Annotated in this window: 15 protein-coding genes; 9 read left to right on the top strand and 6 right to left on the bottom strand. The window is 72.1% G+C overall.

What is annotated here, in order from left to right; translation table 11 throughout:
- Window positions 1-48: 48 nt before the first annotated feature.
- Window positions 49-909 (bottom strand): alpha/beta fold hydrolase, encoded by an 861-nt coding sequence (locus ACWEFB_RS25790; protein WP_452289374.1) that lies wholly within the window; start codon window positions 907-909, stop codon window positions 49-51.
- Between the two features lie 238 nt (window positions 910-1,147).
- Here ACWEFB_RS25790 and ACWEFB_RS25785 point away from each other — a divergent pair, with 238 nt between their 5' ends.
- From ACWEFB_RS25785 to ACWEFB_RS25760, 6 genes are all read left to right on the top strand, one after another.
- Complete coding sequence (locus ACWEFB_RS25785) at window positions 1,148-2,407, top strand: cytochrome ubiquinol oxidase subunit I (protein ID WP_452289372.1); 1,260 nt, start codon at window positions 1,148-1,150, stop codon at window positions 2,405-2,407.
- Between the two features lie 9 nt (window positions 2,408-2,416).
- Complete coding sequence (locus tag ACWEFB_RS25780) at window positions 2,417-3,424, top strand: cytochrome d ubiquinol oxidase subunit II (RefSeq protein ID WP_452289370.1); 1,008 nt, start codon at window positions 2,417-2,419, stop codon at window positions 3,422-3,424.
- A complete protein-coding gene (gene cydD / locus ACWEFB_RS25775) occupies window positions 3,421-5,163 on the top strand; it encodes a thiol reductant ABC exporter subunit CydD (protein ID WP_452289368.1) in 1,743 nt (580 codons plus the stop codon). The genes ACWEFB_RS25780 and cydD overlap by 4 nt, the downstream gene beginning before the upstream one ends.
- Window positions 5,160-6,938 carry a thiol reductant ABC exporter subunit CydC gene (cydC, locus tag ACWEFB_RS25770; protein ID WP_452289366.1) on the top strand — a complete coding sequence of 593 codons (1,779 nt, stop codon included), beginning with the start codon at window positions 5,160-5,162 and terminating at the stop codon, window positions 6,936-6,938. The genes cydD and cydC overlap by 4 nt, the downstream gene beginning before the upstream one ends.
- Window positions 6,939-7,038: 100 nt before the next feature.
- On the top strand, window positions 7,039-7,719 hold the full coding sequence (locus ACWEFB_RS25765) for a permease prefix domain 1-containing protein (RefSeq protein ID WP_452289364.1): 681 nt from the start codon (window positions 7,039-7,041) through the stop codon (window positions 7,717-7,719).
- Entirely contained in the window at window positions 7,716-8,393 is a 678-nt protein-coding gene (locus ACWEFB_RS25760) for a permease prefix domain 1-containing protein (protein ID WP_452289362.1), read from the top strand. Before ACWEFB_RS25765 ends, ACWEFB_RS25760 begins: the two co-directional genes overlap by 4 nt.
- A 45-nt stretch (window positions 8,394-8,438) precedes the next feature.
- Here the strand turns inward: ACWEFB_RS25760 and ACWEFB_RS25755 are convergent, their stop codons facing one another.
- A complete protein-coding gene (locus ACWEFB_RS25755; RefSeq protein WP_452289360.1) occupies window positions 8,439-8,780 on the bottom strand; it encodes a PadR family transcriptional regulator in 342 nt (113 codons plus the stop codon).
- Between the two features lie 154 nt (window positions 8,781-8,934).
- On the opposite strand from ACWEFB_RS25755, the gene ACWEFB_RS25750 reads away from it, so the two are divergent.
- The 3 genes from ACWEFB_RS25750 to ACWEFB_RS25740 all read left to right on the top strand — a co-directional run bounded on the left by ACWEFB_RS25750 (window position 8,935) and on the right by ACWEFB_RS25740 (window position 13,981).
- Window positions 8,935-9,930 carry a DNA primase gene (locus ACWEFB_RS25750; RefSeq protein WP_452289358.1) on the top strand — a complete coding sequence of 332 codons (996 nt, stop codon included), beginning with the start codon at window positions 8,935-8,937 and terminating at the stop codon, window positions 9,928-9,930.
- A 64-nt stretch (window positions 9,931-9,994) separates the two neighbouring features.
- On the top strand, window positions 9,995-12,613 hold the full coding sequence (locus ACWEFB_RS25745; protein WP_452289356.1) for a transposase: 2,619 nt from the start codon (window positions 9,995-9,997) through the stop codon (window positions 12,611-12,613).
- Window positions 12,614-12,763: 150 nt separating this feature from the next.
- Window positions 12,764-13,981, top strand: coding sequence for an ABC transporter substrate-binding protein (locus tag ACWEFB_RS25740; RefSeq protein ID WP_452289354.1), 1,218 nt, complete (start codon window positions 12,764-12,766; stop codon window positions 13,979-13,981).
- Window positions 13,982-14,292: 311 nt separating this feature from the next.
- On the opposite strand, the gene ACWEFB_RS25735 is transcribed toward ACWEFB_RS25740, so the two are convergent.
- The 4 genes from ACWEFB_RS25735 to ACWEFB_RS25720 form a co-directional block, all read right to left on the bottom strand.
- A complete protein-coding gene (locus ACWEFB_RS25735; protein ID WP_326563144.1) occupies window positions 14,293-14,880 on the bottom strand; it encodes a GTP-binding protein in 588 nt (195 codons plus the stop codon).
- Window position 14,881: 1 nt separating this feature from the next.
- Entirely contained in the window at window positions 14,882-15,259 is a 378-nt protein-coding gene (locus ACWEFB_RS25730; RefSeq protein WP_326563143.1) for a DUF742 domain-containing protein, read from the bottom strand.
- Window positions 15,260-15,367: 108 nt separating this feature from the next.
- Window positions 15,368-15,772 carry a roadblock/LC7 domain-containing protein gene (locus tag ACWEFB_RS25725; protein ID WP_121157211.1) on the bottom strand — a complete coding sequence of 135 codons (405 nt, stop codon included), beginning with the start codon at window positions 15,770-15,772 and terminating at the stop codon, window positions 15,368-15,370.
- Complete coding sequence (locus ACWEFB_RS25720) at window positions 15,769-19,191, bottom strand: nitrate- and nitrite sensing domain-containing protein (protein WP_452289351.1); 3,423 nt, start codon at window positions 19,189-19,191, stop codon at window positions 15,769-15,771. Before ACWEFB_RS25720 ends, ACWEFB_RS25725 begins: the two co-directional genes overlap by 4 nt.
- Between the last annotated feature and the right edge of the window lie 28 nt (window positions 19,192-19,219).

Here is a 19,219-nt window from a genome sequence, read left to right as displayed (position 1 = left end):
CCCGCCCGGACACCGGACCCCTTCGCCCGCCCGGACACCGGATGTCGATCAGATCGACGGGTCGGGGTGGCCGATGACGATCTCGGCGAGGCGCTGCGGGTGTTCCAGGAAGGCGAAGTGACCGGTTTCCGGCAGCACGATCGGCTCCACCCCGAGCGCCCGTGCCGTACGTGCCCGTTCGACCGGGCGGGACCAGTCCTGTTCTCCGTAGACCAGGGTCACCGGGGCCGCGACGCCGGCGTACAGGTCCCGGGCTGCGCCCCAGGAACGCCAGTTCTGGTAGACGTTCCGTTCGACGTAGTGGAAGCCGGGGCGTTTGAGGGTGGCGTCGAACTCGTCGAGCAGTGGTCCCGGAATCCGCTTACCGTCCGCCAGGCCGCCCTGGAAGATCCGGCTGGTGACGTACCTGTTCTCGGCGGCGCCGAGCGCGGGTCCCACACCCGGTAGTGCCACACCGCCGAGGATCAGGTCGGCGAACCGGTTGCCGCGCCGGATGCCGTCGGCGAAGCGGGTGTCGTAGTCGTACGGGTTCGACGCCACGACCCGGGCGACCGACTTCGGGACCTGGCTGGCGACGGTGAGCGCGAGTACGGCACCGATCGAGTCGCCGACCATGGTCACGTCGCGGAGGTCGAGTTTCGCCATGGTGTCAACGACCCCTCGCCGGAGGTAGGGCTCGTCGTACTCGACCGTTGTCGGCTTCGAGGAGCGGCCGTGGCCGGGCAGGTCCAGGACGTACACGGTGTAGTGCTCGGTCAGCATCGGTACGACGTCGCTGAAGTATTCGAGCTGGGTCCGGATCGTGTGCAGCAGCACCAGCGGACGTCCGGAACCGGCCCGGAGGTACCGGACGCTCCGCTGGTCGTCGAGCCGTAGGTCGGCGAGGTCGCCGAGTTCGTCGAGGCGCATGACCGATCCCATCGTGAGCGTCTGACCTGGCCCGCAGGCGTCATCCGCCATCAGATCAGCGCGTCGGCGCGGTCATCGGCGACTTCCGCGCCAGTCCCCCTTCGCGGTGACAACGGGCTCGCGGCCATCTACTACGTCTCGTCGTATAGTTGATTTACGACGGGACGTAGTAGATATAGGTAGCGAAGCTACGTGTAGGCTCGCTATGACAAGTGAGTCGACCGGTTTGGGGATGGCCATGGACGCACTGCTGATCGCCCGTCTCCAGTTCGCCACCACGACCTCCATCCACTTGCTGTTCGTGCTGGTCACCCTCGGCCTGGTCACGCTGCTGGTGTACCTGCAGACCGCCTGGGTCATCACGAGGAAGCCGGAGTACGAGCGACTGACCCGCTTCTGGGGCACCCTCTACCTGATCAACTACGCCCTCGGCATCGCCACCGGGATCGTGATGGAGTTCCAGTTCGGGCTAAACTGGAGCGGGCTGTCGCGGTACGTCGGCAACGTCTTCGGCGCACCCCTGGCCATGGAGACCCTGGTCGCCTTCTTCCTCGAATCGACCTTCCTCGGCATGTGGATCTTCGGCTGGCACCGGCTGCGTCGGGGCGCACACCTGGCGCTGATCTGGGGCGTGGCGATCACCGCGTACGCCTCGGCGTTCTGGGTCCTGGTGGCGAACTCGTGGATGCAGAACCCGGTCGGCTACCGGATGGAGAACGGCGTCGCCCACCTCACCGACTTCACCGCACTCCTGACCAACCCCACCCTCGGCATGGCGTTCGGTCACGTGGTGAGCGCGGCCGTACTCACCGGTGGACTGCTGATGGCCGGGATCAGCGCGTACCAGTTGATTCGGCGTACCGCCGACTATGCGCTGTTCCGGCGGTCACTGCGGATCGGGCTGATCACCTCCGCACTTTCCAGCACGATGGTGGTGGGCTTCGGGGTCGCCCAGTTCGGGGCGATCGGCGGGGTCCAGCCGACCAAGTTCGGCGGCGACGCCGAGCGGTCCGCGATCGTCGCGGAGTGGACGGCACGCTTCGGACCCGGCGACTACACCCCGCCGGCCTGGAGCAACGCCGCGCTCGGCTTCATGATCCTCATCGGCTTCGCGCTGGCCTGGAGCTGGCTGCTGCTGCCCCTGCTGTTCCGGGACTGGATCATCCGGCTCAGGTTCCCGCTCTACCTGATGCTGATCGCCGTACCGCTGCCGTTCGTCGCGGCCATCCTCGGGTGGCTGGCCCGCGAGGGCGGACGCCAACCCTGGGCGGTGTACGGGCTGCTTCCCGTCTCCGACGCGGTCACCCCGATCTCCGCCGGTGTCCTGCTCACCTCGCTGATCGGCTTCGCCGTACTGCTGATCGCGCTCGCCGTGACGAACTGGACCCTGCTCGCCCGCCGGGCCCACCGGGGCGCGCACGACCTCGCCCTCGGCCGCCCGCCACAGCCCACCAACGGCCTGGACGACCACCAGCCCACGCACGTACTGGCCGGATAGGAAACCGACATGGAGATCCTCTGGTACGCCCTGCTCGGCCTCTTCCTCGCCGGCTACCTCGTCCTCGGCGGCTACGACTACGGCGTCGGGCTCCTGCTCGCCGCCACCCCGGGCGAGAACCCCCGACGGAAGGCGCTCACCGCGGTCGGGCCGTTCTTCCTCGGCAACGAGGTCTGGCTGGTCGCCGCAGTCGGCATCCTCTTCGGCGCCTTCCCGATGCTGGAGGGTGAACTCCTCTCCGGCCTCTACCCGGCGGTCGCCGCCGCCCTTGCCGGGGTGATCCTGGTCACCGCCGCCGTCCAGCTACGCAGCCGACCCGGTGGGGCCGCCGCCCGCGCCCGCTGGGACGGGCTGATCATCACCGGTAGCGCGCTTGCCGCGCTCGGCTGGGGAGCCGTCCTCGCCGGGCTGCTCCAGGGGGTCCCACTGCACGCCGACGGGCACGTCGACGGGGTCGGCCACCTCTTCACCCCGTTCGTCGCCGCGGGCGGGCTGACCCTGGTCGGGCTGGTCGCCGTACACGGGGCGGTTTTCCTCACCCTGCGACTGCCCGGCGCGGCCGGCGAACGTTACGCCCGACTGGGCCGGCGGCTCGTCCCGGTCGCCCTGGTCGCGCTCGCCTCGGCCACCGTCCTGGGCCTGCTCACCGACCGGGTACGCGAAACCGCCCAGCAACCCGTCGCCGCGCTGCTCCTGCCGGTGCTCCTGGCGGTGGCCCTGCTCGCCGCCGGCCGGGCGCTCGCCCGACGCCGCGCAGGGCTCGCCTTCGTCGCCAGTTCCGCCGCCCTCGCCCTGCCGGTGCTGCTGGTCGCCGCGACCACGTGGCCCCACGCCCTGGTCTCCACCGTCGATCCGGCGGCCAGCCTCACTGTGACCGACGCCGCCGCGAGCACACCCACTCTGCGGCTGCTGAGCTGGCTGCTGATTCCGCTGATCCCGGCCCTATTAGGCTTTCAGGCGATGAGCTGGTGGGTGTTCCGCGGACGGATCGACAACCGGGCGCCGGTGTACTGGTGAGCCGACGTCCCCCGTTCGATCCGCGGCTGCTGCGCCGGGTCCCTTCGACCCGGCGCCAGGTGGCCGTGCTCGGCGGGCTCGGAGTGATCGCCGCCGCCCTGGTGATCGCCCAGGCCACCACCCTCGCCGACCTGCTCGCCACCGCCGCCGGGGGGCGCCTCGACCGGGCCGCGCTGCTCGGCTTCGTCGCCGCCGTGGCAGGACGCGCGACCGTCCTCTGGGCCCAGGGCGCGGTATCGGCGAGGATGGCGGCAACGGTCAGGGCGGCCCTGCGTACGGACCTGCTCGACGCCGTCGGGCAGCGCGGACCGGGCTGGCTCGCCGGCCAGCAGGCGGGCAGGATCGCCACCCTCGCCGGACGCGGGCTGGACGCGCTGGACGCGTACTTCACCGGTTACCTGCCGCAGCTCGTGCTGAGCGTGACCGTGCCGGTTGCCGTACTCGCCCGGCTGACGTTCGCGGACTGGAGTTCCGCGCTGATCATCGCGGCCACGCTGCCGCTCATCCCGGTCTTCGGCGCCCTGCTCGGCTGGCAGGCCCAGGCCGCCACCGAGCGGCAGTGGCGCCGGCTCAGCCTGCTCGGCGGACACTTCCTGGACATGGTCGCCGGGCTGCCGACCCTGCGCGTCTTCGGCCGGGCCCGCGCCCAGGTCGACGTGGTCCGGCGGATGGCCGACGGGCACCGCGCCGCCACCATGAAAACGCTCCGGATCGCCTTCCTCTCCGGGCTCGTGCTCGAACTGGTCGCCACCCTCTCGGTCGCCCTGGTCGCGGTCCCGATCGGGCTGCGCCTGCTCGACGGCGGGCTGGCGTTGCAGACCGCCCTGCTGGTGCTGCTACTCGCGCCGGAGGCGTACCTGCCGTTGCGTACCGCCGGGAGCCGCTTCCACGCCAGCATGGAGGGCCTGACCGCGCTCGACGACGCCCTGACCGTCCTGGCCGGCGCCCCTTCCGCAACCGGACCCGCTGACAAGGGGGCACTCCTCACCCCCGGCGAGATCCGGTTCGAGGCAGTGACGGTCGAGTACGAGCGGACCACCGCACTGCGGGACGTGACCCTGACCATCCGACCGGGCGACCGGATCGCGGTGATCGGACCCAGCGGGGCGGGCAAGAGCACCCTGCTCGGCCTGCTGCTCGGCAACGTCGTACCGACGAGCGGACGGATCACCGTCGACGGGGTCGACCTGGCCACCGCCGACCTGGAGCAGTGGCGCCGGCAACTGGCCTGGGTGCCGCAACGGGCACACCTGTTCGCCGCGTCGCTGACCGACAACATCCGCCTCGGCCAGCCCGAGGCGTCAATCGAGTCCGTACGCGTCGCGGCGAGCGCCGCCGTGCTGGACGACGTACTGCGGGACCTGCCCGAAGGGCTGGACACCCTGCTCGGCGAACGCGGGCACGGGCTGTCCAGCGGACAGCGGCAGCGGGTCGCGCTCGCTCGGGCGTTCCTGCGGGACGCACCGATCGTGCTGCTGGACGAACCCACCGCCCGGCTCGACGGTGTCTCCGAGGCCGCCGTACTGGCCGCCACCCGCAAGCTCGTCGCAGGGCGTACGGCCGTGCTCGTCGCGCACCGGCCGGCGCTACTGGCCGAGGCCGACCGGGTGCTGCGGATCGAGGACGGCCGGGTGACCGAACTCACCCCCGGCCGGCTACCGGAACCGGTGGAGGTTCCCGACGGTGTCGAACGGCCGGACGCGGCGGGCGACCGGAGCGGCGCGGGGGCGGCCCGATGAACGAGCAGGACAGGCAACAACAGGGCCTCGGGGCCGAGCGGGCGGTGCTCCGGCTGGCCCGCCCCTACCTCGGCCGGCTGGTCGGGGCCGGGCTCCTCGCCGCCGGCACCGAACTCGCCGGACTGGCCCTGATGGCGACCGCGACCTGGCTGCTGATCACCGCCGCCGGGCAACCGCCGCTGGACGTACTCACCGTGGCCATCGTCGCGGTCCGGGCGCTGGCCATCGGCCGGGGCGTGCTGCGCTACACCGAGCGGCTGGCGGGGCACGACGCCACCCTGCGCTTCATCACCGACGTACGGGCCCGGGTCTTCGCCACCCTGGCCGGGCGGCGCACCACCGCCGCCGAGCACACCGGGGACTCGCTCAGCCGGCTCGTCTCCGACGTGGAGGCGGTCCAGGACCTCCTGCTGCGGGTGCTGGTGCCGGCCGGGGCGGCAGCGGTGGTCAGCCTGCTCGCCATCGCCGGTACGGCCGCCATCGCCCCCGCAGCCACCGCCCCGCTGGTCGTCGGGCTGCTGCTGGCCGGGGTTGCCCTGCCGGTCGCCGCCACCGCGCTGACCCGACGTACCGCCGACCGGGTCGCCCCGCTGCGCGGTGCGCTCGCGGTGGACGCGGTCGACCTGACCCACGGTGCCGCCGACCTGGCGGCCTTCGGTGCCACCCGGGCCGCCCTGGAGCGGGCCGACGGGCGGGCCCGTGAGCTGGCCGGACTGGAACGACGGCTGGCCGCCGCCGGCTGGGCGATCGACGGGTTCGGGGTGCTGGTGTCCGGCGCGACCAGCGCCGCCGTGGCCGCCACCGCCCTGTCCGCCGGGGTCGACGGCGTCCTGGTCGGCGTACTGGCGGTGGGCACCCTGGCCGCGGTGGAGGTGACCCTGGCCCTGGTCGGCGCCGCCCGCCAGTGGACCCAGTTGCGCGCCGCCCTCCGCCGGGTGGCACCCCTGCTGACGGCGGAGATCGGCGACGGGCCGGTGGCCGACCGGGAGACGACCGTGCTCGACGTCGAGCACCACGACTGCTTCGTCGACGAGGTGACCGTCCGGTACCGGGACGGGGCACCGGCCGCCCTCGACCGGGTGAGCCTCGACCTGCCGGCCGGACGGCGGGTCGCCGTGGTGGGGCCGAGCGGGGCCGGCAAGAGCACGCTGATCGGCGTACTGACCGGTGCGGTGGTGCCGGACGCGGGACGGGTCACGCTCGGCGGGCGGGAGCTGTCCGCGTACCCGGCCGAGCAGGTGCCCCGGCTGGTCGGCGGCCTGCTCGCCGAGGCGTACGTGTTCCACGCGTCGGTACGGGAGAACCTGCTGCTCGGACGGGCCGACGCGAGCGACGACGAGTTGACCGCCGCGACCGGGGCCGCCGGCCTGCTCGACTGGGTACGGGAGCAGCCCGCCGGCTGGGACACCATCGTCGGTGAGGACGGGGGCCAGCTCTCCGGTGGTCAGCGGCAGCGGCTGGCGCTGGCCCGTGCGCTGCTCGCCCGGCCACCGGTCCTGGTGCTGGACGAGCCGACCGAGGGGCTCGACCCGACCGCCGCCGACCGGGTGCTCGCCGCGGCGACCGACACGATCCCGGCCGACCATTCCGTACTCCTGGTCACCCACCGGTTGCGCGGCCTGGACCGGTACGACGAGATCCTGGTCCTGGACAACGGCCGGGTGCTGCAACGCGGCCGGCACGCCGACCTGCTCGACCAACCCGGCTGGTACCGGGAGCAGTGGCTGGCCCAGGAGGCGGCCGAGGGCGGCTACCTCGCCCTCACCGTCCACTGAACTCCGACCACTCCTGTGCGGCGAACCCTGAGTGGTCTCGGGGGCCGAACCGGGGATCCGCCGGACCCCCGGCACCGGGCGGGCATGGCAGGCTGGACGGATGTCGACGTGCGAGGCCCCGATCGACCACTACCTGCGACTGCTCGACGAACGGCTGCGCGGACCGGCCCGCCGCAAGCGTGACCTGCTCACCGAGGCGCGCGACAGCCTGTGGGACGCCACCGAGACGTACCGGGACTCCGGTCTGGAGGCGGTCGCGGCGCAACGCCGGGCGGTGGCCGAGTTCGGCACCCCGGACCAGCTCGCACCGGCGTACCAGGCCGAGCTGACCGCCGGACAGGGACGCCGGCTCGCGCTGGTGGTGGCGCTCGTGCCGGTCGCCATGCTGACCGCCGACCTGATGTGGTGGCAGCCGCCGGCAACAACACCCTCGGCGCCGTCGGGCTTCCTGCTCATGGTCCGGGCCCTGGACTGGGCGTCGTACGCCGCCGGGACGCTCGCCCTGGTCACCCTCTTCCTGCTCGGCCCGGCCAGCCGCCGCTGGCACCTCGCCCCGCGTACGGTGGTCCGCCCGCTGGCCCTGGTCGCCCTGGTCGTCGGCGGGCTGATCTGGGCCCTCGGCGCCTTCGCCGGGGTGAACGCGACCCTGGAGTCACCGGCCGCGTTGACCTGGCCGCCGATGATCGCCGCCTGGATCATGTTGAACGCCACCTTCGGCCTGCTCACCTGGATGACCGTACGGGTCATCGCGGCCACCCGATCCCGACCGGTCACCGCATGATCGACGAGTACGTCCACGCGCTGGACCGGGCGCTGCACGGCCCGGCCCGGCTCAAGTCCGACCTGCTGACCGAGGCCCGGCACAGCCTGACCGACAGCGCCGAGGGTTACCGGGACGCCGGTCTGCACCCGGTCGAGGCGGAACGGCGGGCGGTCACCGAGTTCGGACCCGTACGCCGACTCGCCCACGAGTACCAGTCCGAACTGCTCGCCGGCACCCTGCGCTCGCTGGCCGTCCGGGTCCTCGTCGTCGGTGTTGTCCTGATGGTGGCGGCCGACCTGATGTGGCAGGGAGCCCCGTGGAACGGCCCACCGCCGCCGACCGCGTACCGGCTGCTCTCCGGCTCGCTGGACTGGCTCTGGCTCGGCATCGACCTGCTCGCGCTCGGCGCCTACCTGTGGCTGGGCTGGCACGCCCGGCACGGACGGCTCGGCAGGGTACGGGTGGCGCGGGCGGCCGGGATCGGGCTGTCGGCCTCGCTCTGCCTCGGCTGGATCGGCACCGCCGCGGTCTACGCCTGGTCGGTGACGCTCTGGGATTCCGCGCTGACCTGGCCACCGATGCTGGTGGGCGGGATCGCGCTGATCGTCGTACACGGGTGGCTCGGGCGGTCGGCGTACGCCTGCCTGACGACCGGAACCGGCGACCCGGCCGGGCGGACCGCGGACCGGTGAGTACGGCGGCGGTCGCCCCCGCCGGTACGTCCCGGGCGGGACCGATCAGGCCGGCGCCTGCGACGGGCCGTCCACGCCGAGGAACCGGCCCACCGTCGAACTCAGTTCCTGCCAGCTCGTCCGCTCACCGGCCAGGGCCCGGTGCCCCGCCCCGGTGAGCCGGTACGTGCGCCGCTCCCGGCCGTTCACGGTGCTCCAGGTGCTGTCGACGTAGCCGGCCCGCTCCAGCCGGCGCAGGGCCGGGTAGATGGTACCGGTGGGCAGGTTGAGGGTGCCGCCGCTGCGCTCCTTGAGCGCCTCGATGATGGCGTAGCCGTGCAGCGAGCCCTGCTCGAGCACCGAGAGCAGGAGCGCGTCGAGGTGGCCGTGCAGCGCCTGGGCCTTCATAGGTAGCAAGACTACTAATAGATGGTGGGTTCGCCAACGGGGTGCCGGCACCCGCCCCGTCGAGCCGCCCACTAGGGTATGTGCGCAGAGTCACCCACCCGACAGTTCCACCCCGATCGGGTGCCGCAAACCTTGAGTGCACACGGAGGTCAGCGTGGCCCGCCAGTCGCCCCACCGGCCCGACGCCGACGAACCCGACACCGAGTTCGACGAGAGCAGCCGGACCACCGACACCGCGACCGACAGCACAGCGGACGCGGCAGCCGACCCCGTCGAGGCCGACACAGACCTCGACGACAACGAGGTAACCGAGCCCGCGAACCGCGCACTGTGGGAAGACGTACGGATCGACCCGGTGGAGATCGCACTGCCCTCCGGCAGCGGCTTCACCCTTCGGGCGTACCGGCTGTCGAACACGGTGACCCCGACCGAGATCGGTGAGCGGGAGGTCGACCCGTTCGACGCCCGCGCCCGCCGGGTCGAGGACGAGGAGACGGTCGTCTTCCTCGACGAGGAGTTCGCCGAGGACTTCGAGGACGACGACGACAAGCCCGGACGTCCCCGCCGGACCCGCGACGGCGACGAGGTCGACGACGAGGAACTGCTCGCCGACGACGAGCTCGACGATGACGAAGCGGACGAAGCCGACGACGATGAGGAAGCCGAAGAAGTTGCGGTCTTTCTCACTCACCGGGGCAAACTGCTGCTCTTCAAGAGCCGCGAGGCACTGGTCAGCTTCGTCCTGTCCGGAGCACCGCACGACATGTCCCAGCTCGACACCTGGGACGACCTGGTGGCACGGCTTCAACCAGCGGATATCGTCCCGCTCGACGAGGACTCGTACGAGCTCGACCTGGTCGTGGAGAACCTCCGCGGCGGCCACGACACGTGGGATCCGACGCTGCTGATCTCGGCCGGGGAGATCGCCCGCGACCTCTCGTACGCGCTGCGCCTGCCGTCCGTACTGGATATGCTCTCGACCGGCTCCAGCCTCGATGACCTGGACGAGGCGCTGCGCGCGACGGCCAACGGCGGCCTCGGCGCGTTCATGGGGCGGCGCCGACTGAAGAAAATCGGGGCACAAACCGCAAGTTTGGGTTGGCGCACGATTATCGGCAAGATCTCTGCAGCGGTGGACTGGCGCGACTGACCCCTCACCAGGGAGCATCAGTCTTTGGCACACACCACCTGTGTCTCGGGAGGAGGACGACGCCGTGGCGCTCGTGCGGGTGTACTGCGGTCTGGCCTCAGCGGATCCGTCCGCTGGACCGGCTTCGGCCGGATCCACGCTGACGTCTGCTGTGGTTGACGACGCAGGCCGGCTGCTCCACGTCGGCGAGATCGGCGACGACCCGGCTGGCTACGCCCAGCTGGGCACGCTGCTCGTCGAACGTTCGAGCGGCATGAGCGGTGTGGCGATCGCCGCCGACAGCGACGACCACCTGGTCACCTCGCTGTTGAGCGCGGCCGGCCGACCCCTCGCGATCGCCGACGACGACTCGGTCGACGACTTCGCCGAGCGGTTCGCCGACGACGAGTCGGTGGAGGAGATGGAGGGCTCGCCCACGCAACGTCGGGCGGTCGGACTGGCCCGCGCGTTGCAGGCCGGTGCGCTCTCCGCGATGACCCTTCCCGCACCCCGGGACCTGGCCGGTTACAAGCCCGTACTCGCGGCCCACGCGGCGCTCGCCAGTGGGCGCCACTCGGCCGCGGCGACGCTGCGCGAGGTCCTCCGCGAGCTGTACCCGGCGGCGCTGCGGGCGTACCCGGATCCGGCCGATCCGGTGCCGCTGGCGGTGCTCGACGCGCTACCCGAGCCGGGCATGCTCGCCGGCACCGGTGGGCGCGGCCGGGACACCTCGGTCGCCGACGCCGTCACCGCGCATCTCGCCGGCGACGGGATCGCCGACCCGGAGGAGATCGCCGAGGCGATCACCGCACTCCAGGTGGCGATCGTCGAGACGCCCCGCCGGGCCACGGTCAGCAACAAGGCCCTCACCTCGGCGGTCGCCGAGGCGGTCCGGCAGGCCGTCGCCGCGGTGCGTGCCTGCGACGCGGGCTGCGACGCGCTCGTGGCGACCCTGGCCGCGCGGGTCACCACGCCCCCGCCGCTCGCCGGCCGCCGCACCGTCCGCCGGGCCGCGGCGGATGCCACTACCACCGGCGCACACGGGACCGGCAGCCACGGCGTTGTCGGCAGCCACGGCGTCGGCAACCAGGGATCGGGCAACCACGGCGTACGGCCGGCGAACCACGAGCCGGTGCCGGCCGTCGGTCGACGCAGCCGCCCGCAGCCGGCACCAAGCAACGGGATGCCGGTCACCCCGCAGCCGATGTCACCGCCGCCGACCGCGCCCGCACCACTGGCCCCGCCGCCGGTCGCACCGCAGCCGCTCGCACCCGCGGCCAGCCTGCCCGGTCGGCAGCTCCCGCCGCCGGTGGCGCAACCGCAACGCGACCTGCCGGCCCCGATGCCCGCAGCCCCCGGATCACCGGGGCAGTGGCGCGACTCGCCGGCCAACCGGCCCGTGTCCGCGCCGCCCCCGCCGCCGCCGGGCATCACCCCGATCGTGCCGGTGCAGCGCAGCAGCAGCGTGCCGCCCGTCGACGCGGGCGAACCGTTCCGCGCCACCCTCACCACCGCCGCGATCAACAGCGCCCGGAGCGAGCGCCAGCGCCCGACGCCGATCGTGCCGCGCCCGAAGACGAAGGGGGAGCCGGGTCTCTCCTCGACCGGCTTCGGCGCCACCGACCTCAACGTGCCGGTACCCACCCCCCGCCCGGACGCGGTCAGCGCGCCGCCCGGTTCCCGGGCCAACTGGCCCCTGGTCGGCCCCGGCGACGAGCGGGACCAGAACCAGCTCGGGCTGGAGCAGCTCGACCGTGACCGGGCCGACCGGGAGCGCGGCGAACGCGCCGAGCGTGACCGGGCGGACCGCGAACGCGCCGAGCGCGATCGGGAACGCGGTGAGCGCGCCGAACGGGAACGTGCCGACCGGGAACGGAACGAGCGCGCCGAACGCAGCCGGGCCGACCGGGAGCGGAGCGAGCGCGACCGGGCCGGGCGGGACCTGGCGGCCAGCGCCGAGCCCGCGTACCAGTTCGACAAGCGCACCGCCGCCGGTCTGGACCTGCCCGCGGCGTCCGGGCCGGGCGACGGGCGGGTGACGCCCCCGTGGCTCGCGGACGACCTGCCGCAGGAACCACCGATGCTGCGACTCGTCGAGCCGCCACCGCTGGCCGACCGCGCCCTGCGCGACCCGGCCGGACCGACCGCCGACCCGCGTCTGGACGGCCCGCCGCTGCGGCTGGTGGAGCCCGAGGACCCGGACCGCAACGGCCGGCTCACCCGATCGGCCCGCCGTGCCGCCGAGCCCAGCGCTCCGCCGGTTGCCGACGAGGGCGACGGTGACCTGCTGATCTTCGCGGCCGCGCGTTCGGCCTGGTTCACCGGACATCCGGAGGACGACGCCCAGGTGGAGTGGGCCTCGACCGCCGACACCGGTTGGCGGGCAGCGGAACAGGCCGCCCGTCCATCGGTCGGCGACGAGACACGGGCCGGTTTGCCCAAGCGGGTGCCCCAGGCCAACCTGGTCCCCGGCTCACCGCTGCGCGACGAGCGACCGCTGCGCATCGTGCGCGACGCGGCCCGGATCGCCGAACACACCACCGGCTACTTCCGTGGTTGGCGCAGGGGCCAGGAGATCGGCGGCTTCGCTGTCGGCGGTCGTCCCGGACGCGAGGCCGCCGGGGGCTGGGACTTCACCCGCGACCACAATGAGCGCGACGACGATCGGGAGTACGAGTACCGGTCCGCCGGATACCGCTCCTGACCGACCGACAACTCCTGTGACCGGACCCACGTCCCATTGAGTGGTACGGGCCACACCATAAATATTTGACGGCAGGACTATCCGCTCGGCAACATACCGGCGGGCCAGTAGCTGGCCGGTGAAACCTGGCGGCGTGAGAGGCGGCATCTGATGACGACACCGGCGATCGGTTCATCAGCCCTGACCCGTCGCGGCCTGCTTCTGGCCAGCGCCTCCACCCTGTTCGTCGCCGCCTGCGGGAACGGCGACGAGGACGAGCAGACCGGTCCCACCAGCAAGGGACCCCAGGACCTGGCCATCGGCGCCAGCCTGGAGCTGACCGGCGCCGGCGCGGCACTGGGCGTCCTCCAGGAGCGGGCACTACGGATCACGCTCGACACGCTGAACGAGGAAGGCGTGCCGGTCGGCAACCTCCGCCGCAAGCTTCGTCTGGTGGTCCAGGACAACGGCAGCAACCCGAAGACCGCGGCCGAGCAGGCGACCGACATGGTCAACCGCGAGGGCGTACACGCCCTGGTGGGGGGCACTCTCGCCGAGACCTCGATGTCGATGGTCGCGGTCGCGCAGGAGGCGCAGGTCCCGTTCGTCTCCCTCGCCGCCGCCGACGAGATCGTGGTCCCCCTGCCCCAGCGGACCTTCGTCTACAAGCTCACCCCCGACGCCACCGACGTCGCCCGCCAACTGGCCCGCCTGATCAGCTCGCAGCGGCTCAAGAAGGTCGCCCTGCTGGCCGCACCAGGCCTGCACGGAAACTCCGGCGTACGGGTCATGCCGGGGGCACTCGACACGGTCGACGTGAGCCTGGACAAGACCGTGCGCCTACCGGTCACCGGCGCCGACTTCACCAGTGCCGCGGAACGGATCGTGAGCAGCAAGCCGGACGGAGTGACGGTCTGGGCGACCGCGCCGAGTTCCGGTGCGGCGGCCCGGGCGCTGCGTGACGCCGGGTTCGAGGGCCCGATCTTCTTCGACGCGGGTGCGGTCGCCGAGGAGACACTCTCGGCCGAGAACGCCAAGGCCGTCGAGGGATCCTTCGTCGTCCACCCGATGTCGCTGAGCGGCTCGTCACTGACCAACACCACCAGCGCCGGCCTGGCCCGACGGGACTTCGTCTTCCGCTACATCCAGGCGCACGGCTCGTTCAGCGGGTTCGCGCCGTACGCCTCGGACGCGGTGCACCTGATCACGGCCGCTGCCCGGCTCGCGAACAGCGTCGACCGTGGCCGCCTCCGGGTGTACCTGGCCCGCCAGGTGACCGAGGGAATCGCCGGCTCGTACGCGTTCGCCCCGATCCGCCACGGCGGCATGGAACCGGACTCGCTCGGAGTGTTCACGGTCAGCCGCGGCGAGTGGACCCGGATCTCCTGACCTGATCCGCAGAGGGCCGTTCCCGAGCCCTGAACCGCTCTCTGAGCCCCCGAACCGCCGCCGTACGCGCCTGCCCACGCAGCACGCCCATCATCGGCCGGCACAGTTCCCCTACGCGCGGCGAGCAACATCCTCCCGGACGCAGCCGGCGCTTCCGCATGCCCAACCGGCATCTCGACGCTCACGCCGCCACACCTGACCACGCTCACCGGGACACGCATGTGTCCGCTGTCACCCCACGCCCGCGTACGCACGCCAACCGCCCGGCCGGGAGCGAACTCCCAGCCGGGCGGTTGATCCGCTAACTCGCGTCAGGCGGGCGCGACAGCGCGTGACCTGCGCATGGTGAGTACGTACTCCACCAGCGAGATCAGCACGTGCTTGGTCGACTCGCGGTTACGCGCGTCGCAAGCCACCACCGGAACGTCGCTCGAGATGGCGAGCGCGTCCCGCACGTCCTGCGGATCGTGGTACTGCATTCCGTCGAAGCAGTTGATGGCCACCAGGTACGGCAGCCGCCGATGCTCGAAGAAGTCGATCGCCGCGAAGCAGTCGGCCAATCGACGGGTGTCCACCAGCACCACCGCCCCGATCGCGCCCCGTACCAGTTCGTCCCACATGAACCAGAAACGTGTCTGGCCCGGGGTACCGAACAGGTAGAGGATCAGGTCCCGGTCGATCGAGATACGACCGAAGTCCATGGCGACCGTGGTGGTCGTCTTTCCCGGCACCTGTCGCGTGTCATCGACGCCGACGCCGGCGGACGTCATGATCGCCTCGGTGGTCAACGGCGTGATCTCCGAGACCGAGCCGACCAGCGTCGTCTTGCCGACGCCAAACCCACCGGCGATGACGATCTTCGCCGATGTCACGCGCCCGGGCATCGGGCGGTGCGACATGTCAGAGCCTGCGAAGTCCACTCAGCACCCTCTCCAGCAGTTCAGTGCCCACCGCGTCGTTAGAGTCGTCCAGGATTGTCGGTTCATGCACCGCGACGAGGCCTTCGGCGGCCATGTCAGCGATGAGGACCCGGGCCACTCCGAGCGGTAGCTGCATCCGCGCCGCGATTTCCGCGAGCGACTGCAGCTGACCGTCACACAGCGCGGCGATGTATTGGTGCTCCCGACCCTGGCCGCCGTTGCCGTTACCGGCGGACCGGCCGCGCACCGTCGTTTCGACCAGTGCCTCCAGGGCGATGTTGAGCCTCGGCCGGGTCCGTCCACGGGTGACGGCGTATGGCCTGACGAGCGCGCCAGTTGGCTCGTCGCGTTCAGCCATCATCGCCGTTCACCCCCTTCTCGTCCTGTCCGTGACCCGAGCCCGTGGAGCTCGTCGTTCTATCGTTGCCGTCGCACCCGTTGACCGGGTGGCCGACCGGCGGCACTCCTAGCCCAGCATCCCCGCCGCGGCGCGCGGCGCGGGCGTGAGCGCGTCTCCCACCCGGTCGACGAGCAGTGCCATTTCGTACCCGACCTGTCCCACGTCGCTGTTGCGAGCGGCGAGCACCGCGAACGAGGAACCGTCCGAGATGGACATGAGGAACAGGAAGCCATTGTCCATCTCGACCACGGTTTGCAAAACCGCGCCACCCTCGAAACAGCGTGCCGCACCCTGGGTGAGGCTGACCAGTCCGGACGCGATCGCGGCGAGCTGGTCGGCCCGGTCACGCGGAAGGTCCCGTGACGACGCGAGGAGCAGACCGTCCGCGGAGACGGCGATCGCGTGCGCGACGCCCGGCACCCGGTCGGCGAAGTTGGCAAGCAGCCAACCGAGATCCTGCGTAGATGTCATGCTTCATGCTCCTTCTGACCGCTCCCGGCCGCGGGGCCTAAGCCGGCCTGCGGGGATTGCTGACCTCCCGGAGTCCCTTCCGGGTTGGTCGACGGGTCTTCCGAGGTACGACCGCGCTGCACACCCCGGTGGTACGCGGACAGCAGGCCACGTACCGCCTCCGGTGTCCGGCGCTGCACCGAGACGCTCGGCTTTTCTACCCCGCCGGGTACCAACTGTGCCATCGGCACCCGCTTGGGCAGACCCTTCTGGGTGGTTTCGGCGACCGGCACGTCGGTAGCCGCTGACGCGGCACGCCAGCCGTCGTCGGCGGCCGTCTGCCAGCCGCCCACCGGCGAGCCTCCCGGCCGGCCGGCGCCGTTGCCGTAACCGACCGATCCCGCTGTCGTCTCCGCCGTCGACCCCGAGGCACGGCTCGCCGCGGTGGAAACCGCCGGAGCCGCCATCGCGGGGCTGGCCGGAGCACTGACGGAACCGTTCTGGGCCGTGCTCCGGGCGGCGTCGGCCGTGACGTACTGGCCGTTGCCCGCCGGAGCGGCACTGTCGTCGGAACTGGTCTCGTCGTTGACCGTGCGCCGGGTACGGAACCAGGCGGACTCCAGCTCACGGAAGATCGGCAGTTCCATGGTCTCGTCGGCGAACCTCGGCCGGGCCTCGACCGCCGCCGCCGAGGGCACCGTGATCGGTGGCTCGACCGGGGGCCGGACGACGCGGGGCAGTTCGGCCGTCATGTCCAGCGCCGCTGCCAGCCGCTCCGGAACCGAGGGTGCGGGCACCTCCCGGTCGGCGGCGCTGACCGGTGGCCAGGCCGGCGGGGCGCCTGCGGCGGAGACCGCGGGCGGTGCCGACTGAGGGGGCGCCGAAACCGGCGGGGCCGAAACCGGCGGGGCGGAGATCGGCGGGGCCGAAACCGGCGGCGGGGCCGGAGGCGCCAGTCCGGCGCTGGCCGGTCGCGCTTCCGGGTTGGCCGGGAGCTGCCGGGGGATGTTCGGTCCCGGCGTACCGGTCGGTTCGCCTTCGTTGCCCGACTCGGTCACCCGGCGCTGCGGCAGCGGGTCGACACCGTGCCCGTTGGACGGACGCGGGCTGAACCCGTCGCTGCCGTTGCCGGCCTTCGCGCCGGTGAGGTCGGACCAGGCCGGCATTCCGCGCCCGGCACCGTTGCCGCGAGCGGCTCCGTTACCGAACCCGCCACCGTTGCTACCCAGACCGGAACCGTTGCCGAGACCGGAGCCGGCGTTGCCGAGGCCACCGCTGTTGAACGCGGCCGGCTCGAACGGGCGCCCGGCCGAACCGAAGTCGCGCTCCGGCGTCCGCTGGGCCGGCGGGACCGGGCTGCCCTCCAGGGCCAGCGGGGGTCCGAAGTTCGGCCGCTGGGTCGGCGGCTGCTGGGCCGGGGTGGTGTAACCGCCGGACTGCTGGGCCCGACCGGAGAGTGCCCGCGGGACGAGCACCGAGGTGGGCATGGTCACGTCGGCGACCGTGCCCCGGTCGGAGCCGGGCCGCAGTTCGACCTTGACCCCGTGCCGGGCCGCCAGTCGGGCGACCACCACGAGGCCCATCATCCGGGAGACCGCGACGTCCACCTGGGGTGGCGTGGCGAGCCGCTCGTTGAGGTCGTAGAGCTGGTCGGCGGTGATGCCGATGCCCCGGTCCTCGACGTAGAGCGACGCGCGGTCGCCGACCCGCCGGGCCTCGACCATGACCTGCGAGTCGGGCGGCGAGAAGGCGGTGGCGTTGTCGAAGAGCTCCGCGACCAGGTGGACCAGGTCGTTGACGGCGTGCGCGGCCACCTCGATGTCGCGGTCGACCACCCCGAACTCGATCCGGGTGTAGTGCTCGACCTCGGACTGGGCGGCCCGCAGCACGTCGATCAGGGCGGCCGGCTCCCGCTGGACACGGGTGGAGTCCGCACCGGCGAGCACCAGCAGGTTCTCGTCGTTACGACGCATCCGGGTGGCCAGGTGGTCGAGCTGGAACAGCTCGGCCAACCGGTCCGGGTCCTCCTCACCGCGCTCCAGCCGGTCCAGGTGACCGATCAGCCGGTCGACCAGGATCTGCGAACGACGGGCCAGGTTGACGAACATCGTCGCGACCGAGGAGCGGAGCGCGGCCTGCTCGGCAGCGGTCCGGACGGCTTCGAGGTGGACCGCGTTGAAGGCCTCGGTCACCTGTCCGAACTCGTCCTTGCCGCGTACCGGCAGTGGTTCGGCGATCTGGTTGGCGAGCTGCACCGGCGACATCTGGGCCGACAGCGCCGGGTCACGCAGCCGGGCGACCGCCTGCGGCAGGCCGTACTGGGCGATCGAGAGCGCACCGTGGCGCAGTTCGCGCAGCGACCGGGCCATCGAGCGGGCCACGATCCAGGCGAACAGGATGGCCAGGAACAGCGTGGCGAGCAGCAGCGTGGTCTCGACGAAGACCTGCTGGCGTACGTCGTCGCGGATCTCCGTCGCGCGGTTGACCGCGTCGGTGTCGAGGCGGGCCTCGACGGTACGGATCAGCTTCGCGTTACCGACCATCGCCGCGTCCCACTTGTCCGCGTCGAACGGGGCATCCGACATGTCGTCGTTGGTCTTGCCCCGGATGTAGCCGCTGTAGTTGTCCGCCTCGCGCTGGTCGGAACCGGCGACCGTCTGCTCGTAGAACTCGGCCTCGGACCGGGTGGCGACCGACTGGAAGGACTGCAGCGCCTGCTGCTGCCCGGTCTCGGTGGCGATGTAGTCGGTGCGCAGTACCGGGGTCAGCTCGTTCTGGATGAGGGCCCGGTGCACCACGACCCGGCGTACGGAGAGGAACTCCTTGGCGCGGGAGGTCGCGGTGGCGGCCCGCATCCGCTCGCTCAGCGCGCTGTCGCCGGCAAGCTGGGAGGCCGAGTCGCGGATGTCGAGCAGGTCGCTGATCAGGCCCTCGTACGACTGCGAGGCGTCGGTGAGCTTCAGCTTGGCGTTGACCACCTGGCTGCGGGTGCCGGGCAGGTCGGCCAGGCTCCGGTCGATCCGGGTGAGCAGGCCGTTGAAGTTGGCCGGCAGGTCGTCGAGCTCGGCGCGCTGCTCGGAGTACGGGCCCTTGGCCGCGTCGATCCGGGGGTGCACCTTGCTGTACGCGTCCTGGTACTTCGCCTTCGCCTCCTGGTTCGGCGAACCGAGCAGCAGTACGGCGGCAGCCCGCTCGTCCTGCAGCCCGTCGACCAGGGCGCCGGACGCCTGGGCCAGGTTGGCGAGGGTGCGTGCCCGTTCCGCGTTGTTGTAGGTCTGCAGGTGGTCGATGAGCCCGGTCGTGCCGACCACGATGGTGGCGAGCGTCGGCACGATCATGATGATGCCGAGCTTGGACCAGATCGGCATGTCACGGAGCCGGCCCATTGGCCGGCGGAGACGCGACAGGAAAGAGTTCGCCGTGTTCGGCCGCTTGCTCACGTCACCGCCCTCCCTTTTCGGTGCCCGC

Source organism: Micromonospora sp. NPDC004704 (assembly GCF_053601675.1).
Note: the sequence above shows the minus strand (reverse complement) of the source record. Positions and strands in the feature narration are given on the sequence as shown.

Bases quoted from the DNA above. Each gene is read 5' to 3' on its own strand.
- ACWEFB_RS25760 (WP_452289362.1), top strand. From the start codon at position 7,716: ATGATCGACGAGTACGTCCACGCGCTGGACCGGGCGCTGCACGGCCCG.
- ACWEFB_RS25780 (WP_452289370.1), top strand. From the start codon at position 2,417: ATGGAGATCCTCTGGTACGCCCTGCTCGGCCTCTTCCTCGCCGGCTAC.
- ACWEFB_RS25765 (WP_452289364.1), top strand. From the start codon at position 7,039: ATGTCGACGTGCGAGGCCCCGATCGACCACTACCTGCGACTGCTCGAC.
- ACWEFB_RS25755 (WP_452289360.1), bottom strand. From the start codon at position 8,780: ATGAAGGCCCAGGCGCTGCACGGCCACCTCGACGCGCTCCTGCTCTCG.
- cydC (WP_452289366.1), top strand. From the start codon at position 5,160: ATGAACGAGCAGGACAGGCAACAACAGGGCCTCGGGGCCGAGCGGGCG.
- ACWEFB_RS25740 (WP_452289354.1), top strand. From the start codon at position 12,764: ATGACGACACCGGCGATCGGTTCATCAGCCCTGACCCGTCGCGGCCTG.
- ACWEFB_RS25790 (WP_452289374.1), bottom strand. From the start codon at position 909: ATGCGCCTCGACGAACTCGGCGACCTCGCCGACCTACGGCTCGACGAC.
- ACWEFB_RS25725 (WP_121157211.1), bottom strand. From the start codon at position 15,772: ATGACATCTACGCAGGATCTCGGTTGGCTGCTTGCCAACTTCGCCGAC.
- ACWEFB_RS25785 (WP_452289372.1), top strand. From the start codon at position 1,148: ATGGACGCACTGCTGATCGCCCGTCTCCAGTTCGCCACCACGACCTCC.
- ACWEFB_RS25735 (WP_326563144.1), bottom strand. From the start codon at position 14,880: ATGTCGCACCGCCCGATGCCCGGGCGCGTGACATCGGCGAAGATCGTC.
- ACWEFB_RS25730 (WP_326563143.1), bottom strand. From the start codon at position 15,259: ATGGCTGAACGCGACGAGCCAACTGGCGCGCTCGTCAGGCCATACGCC.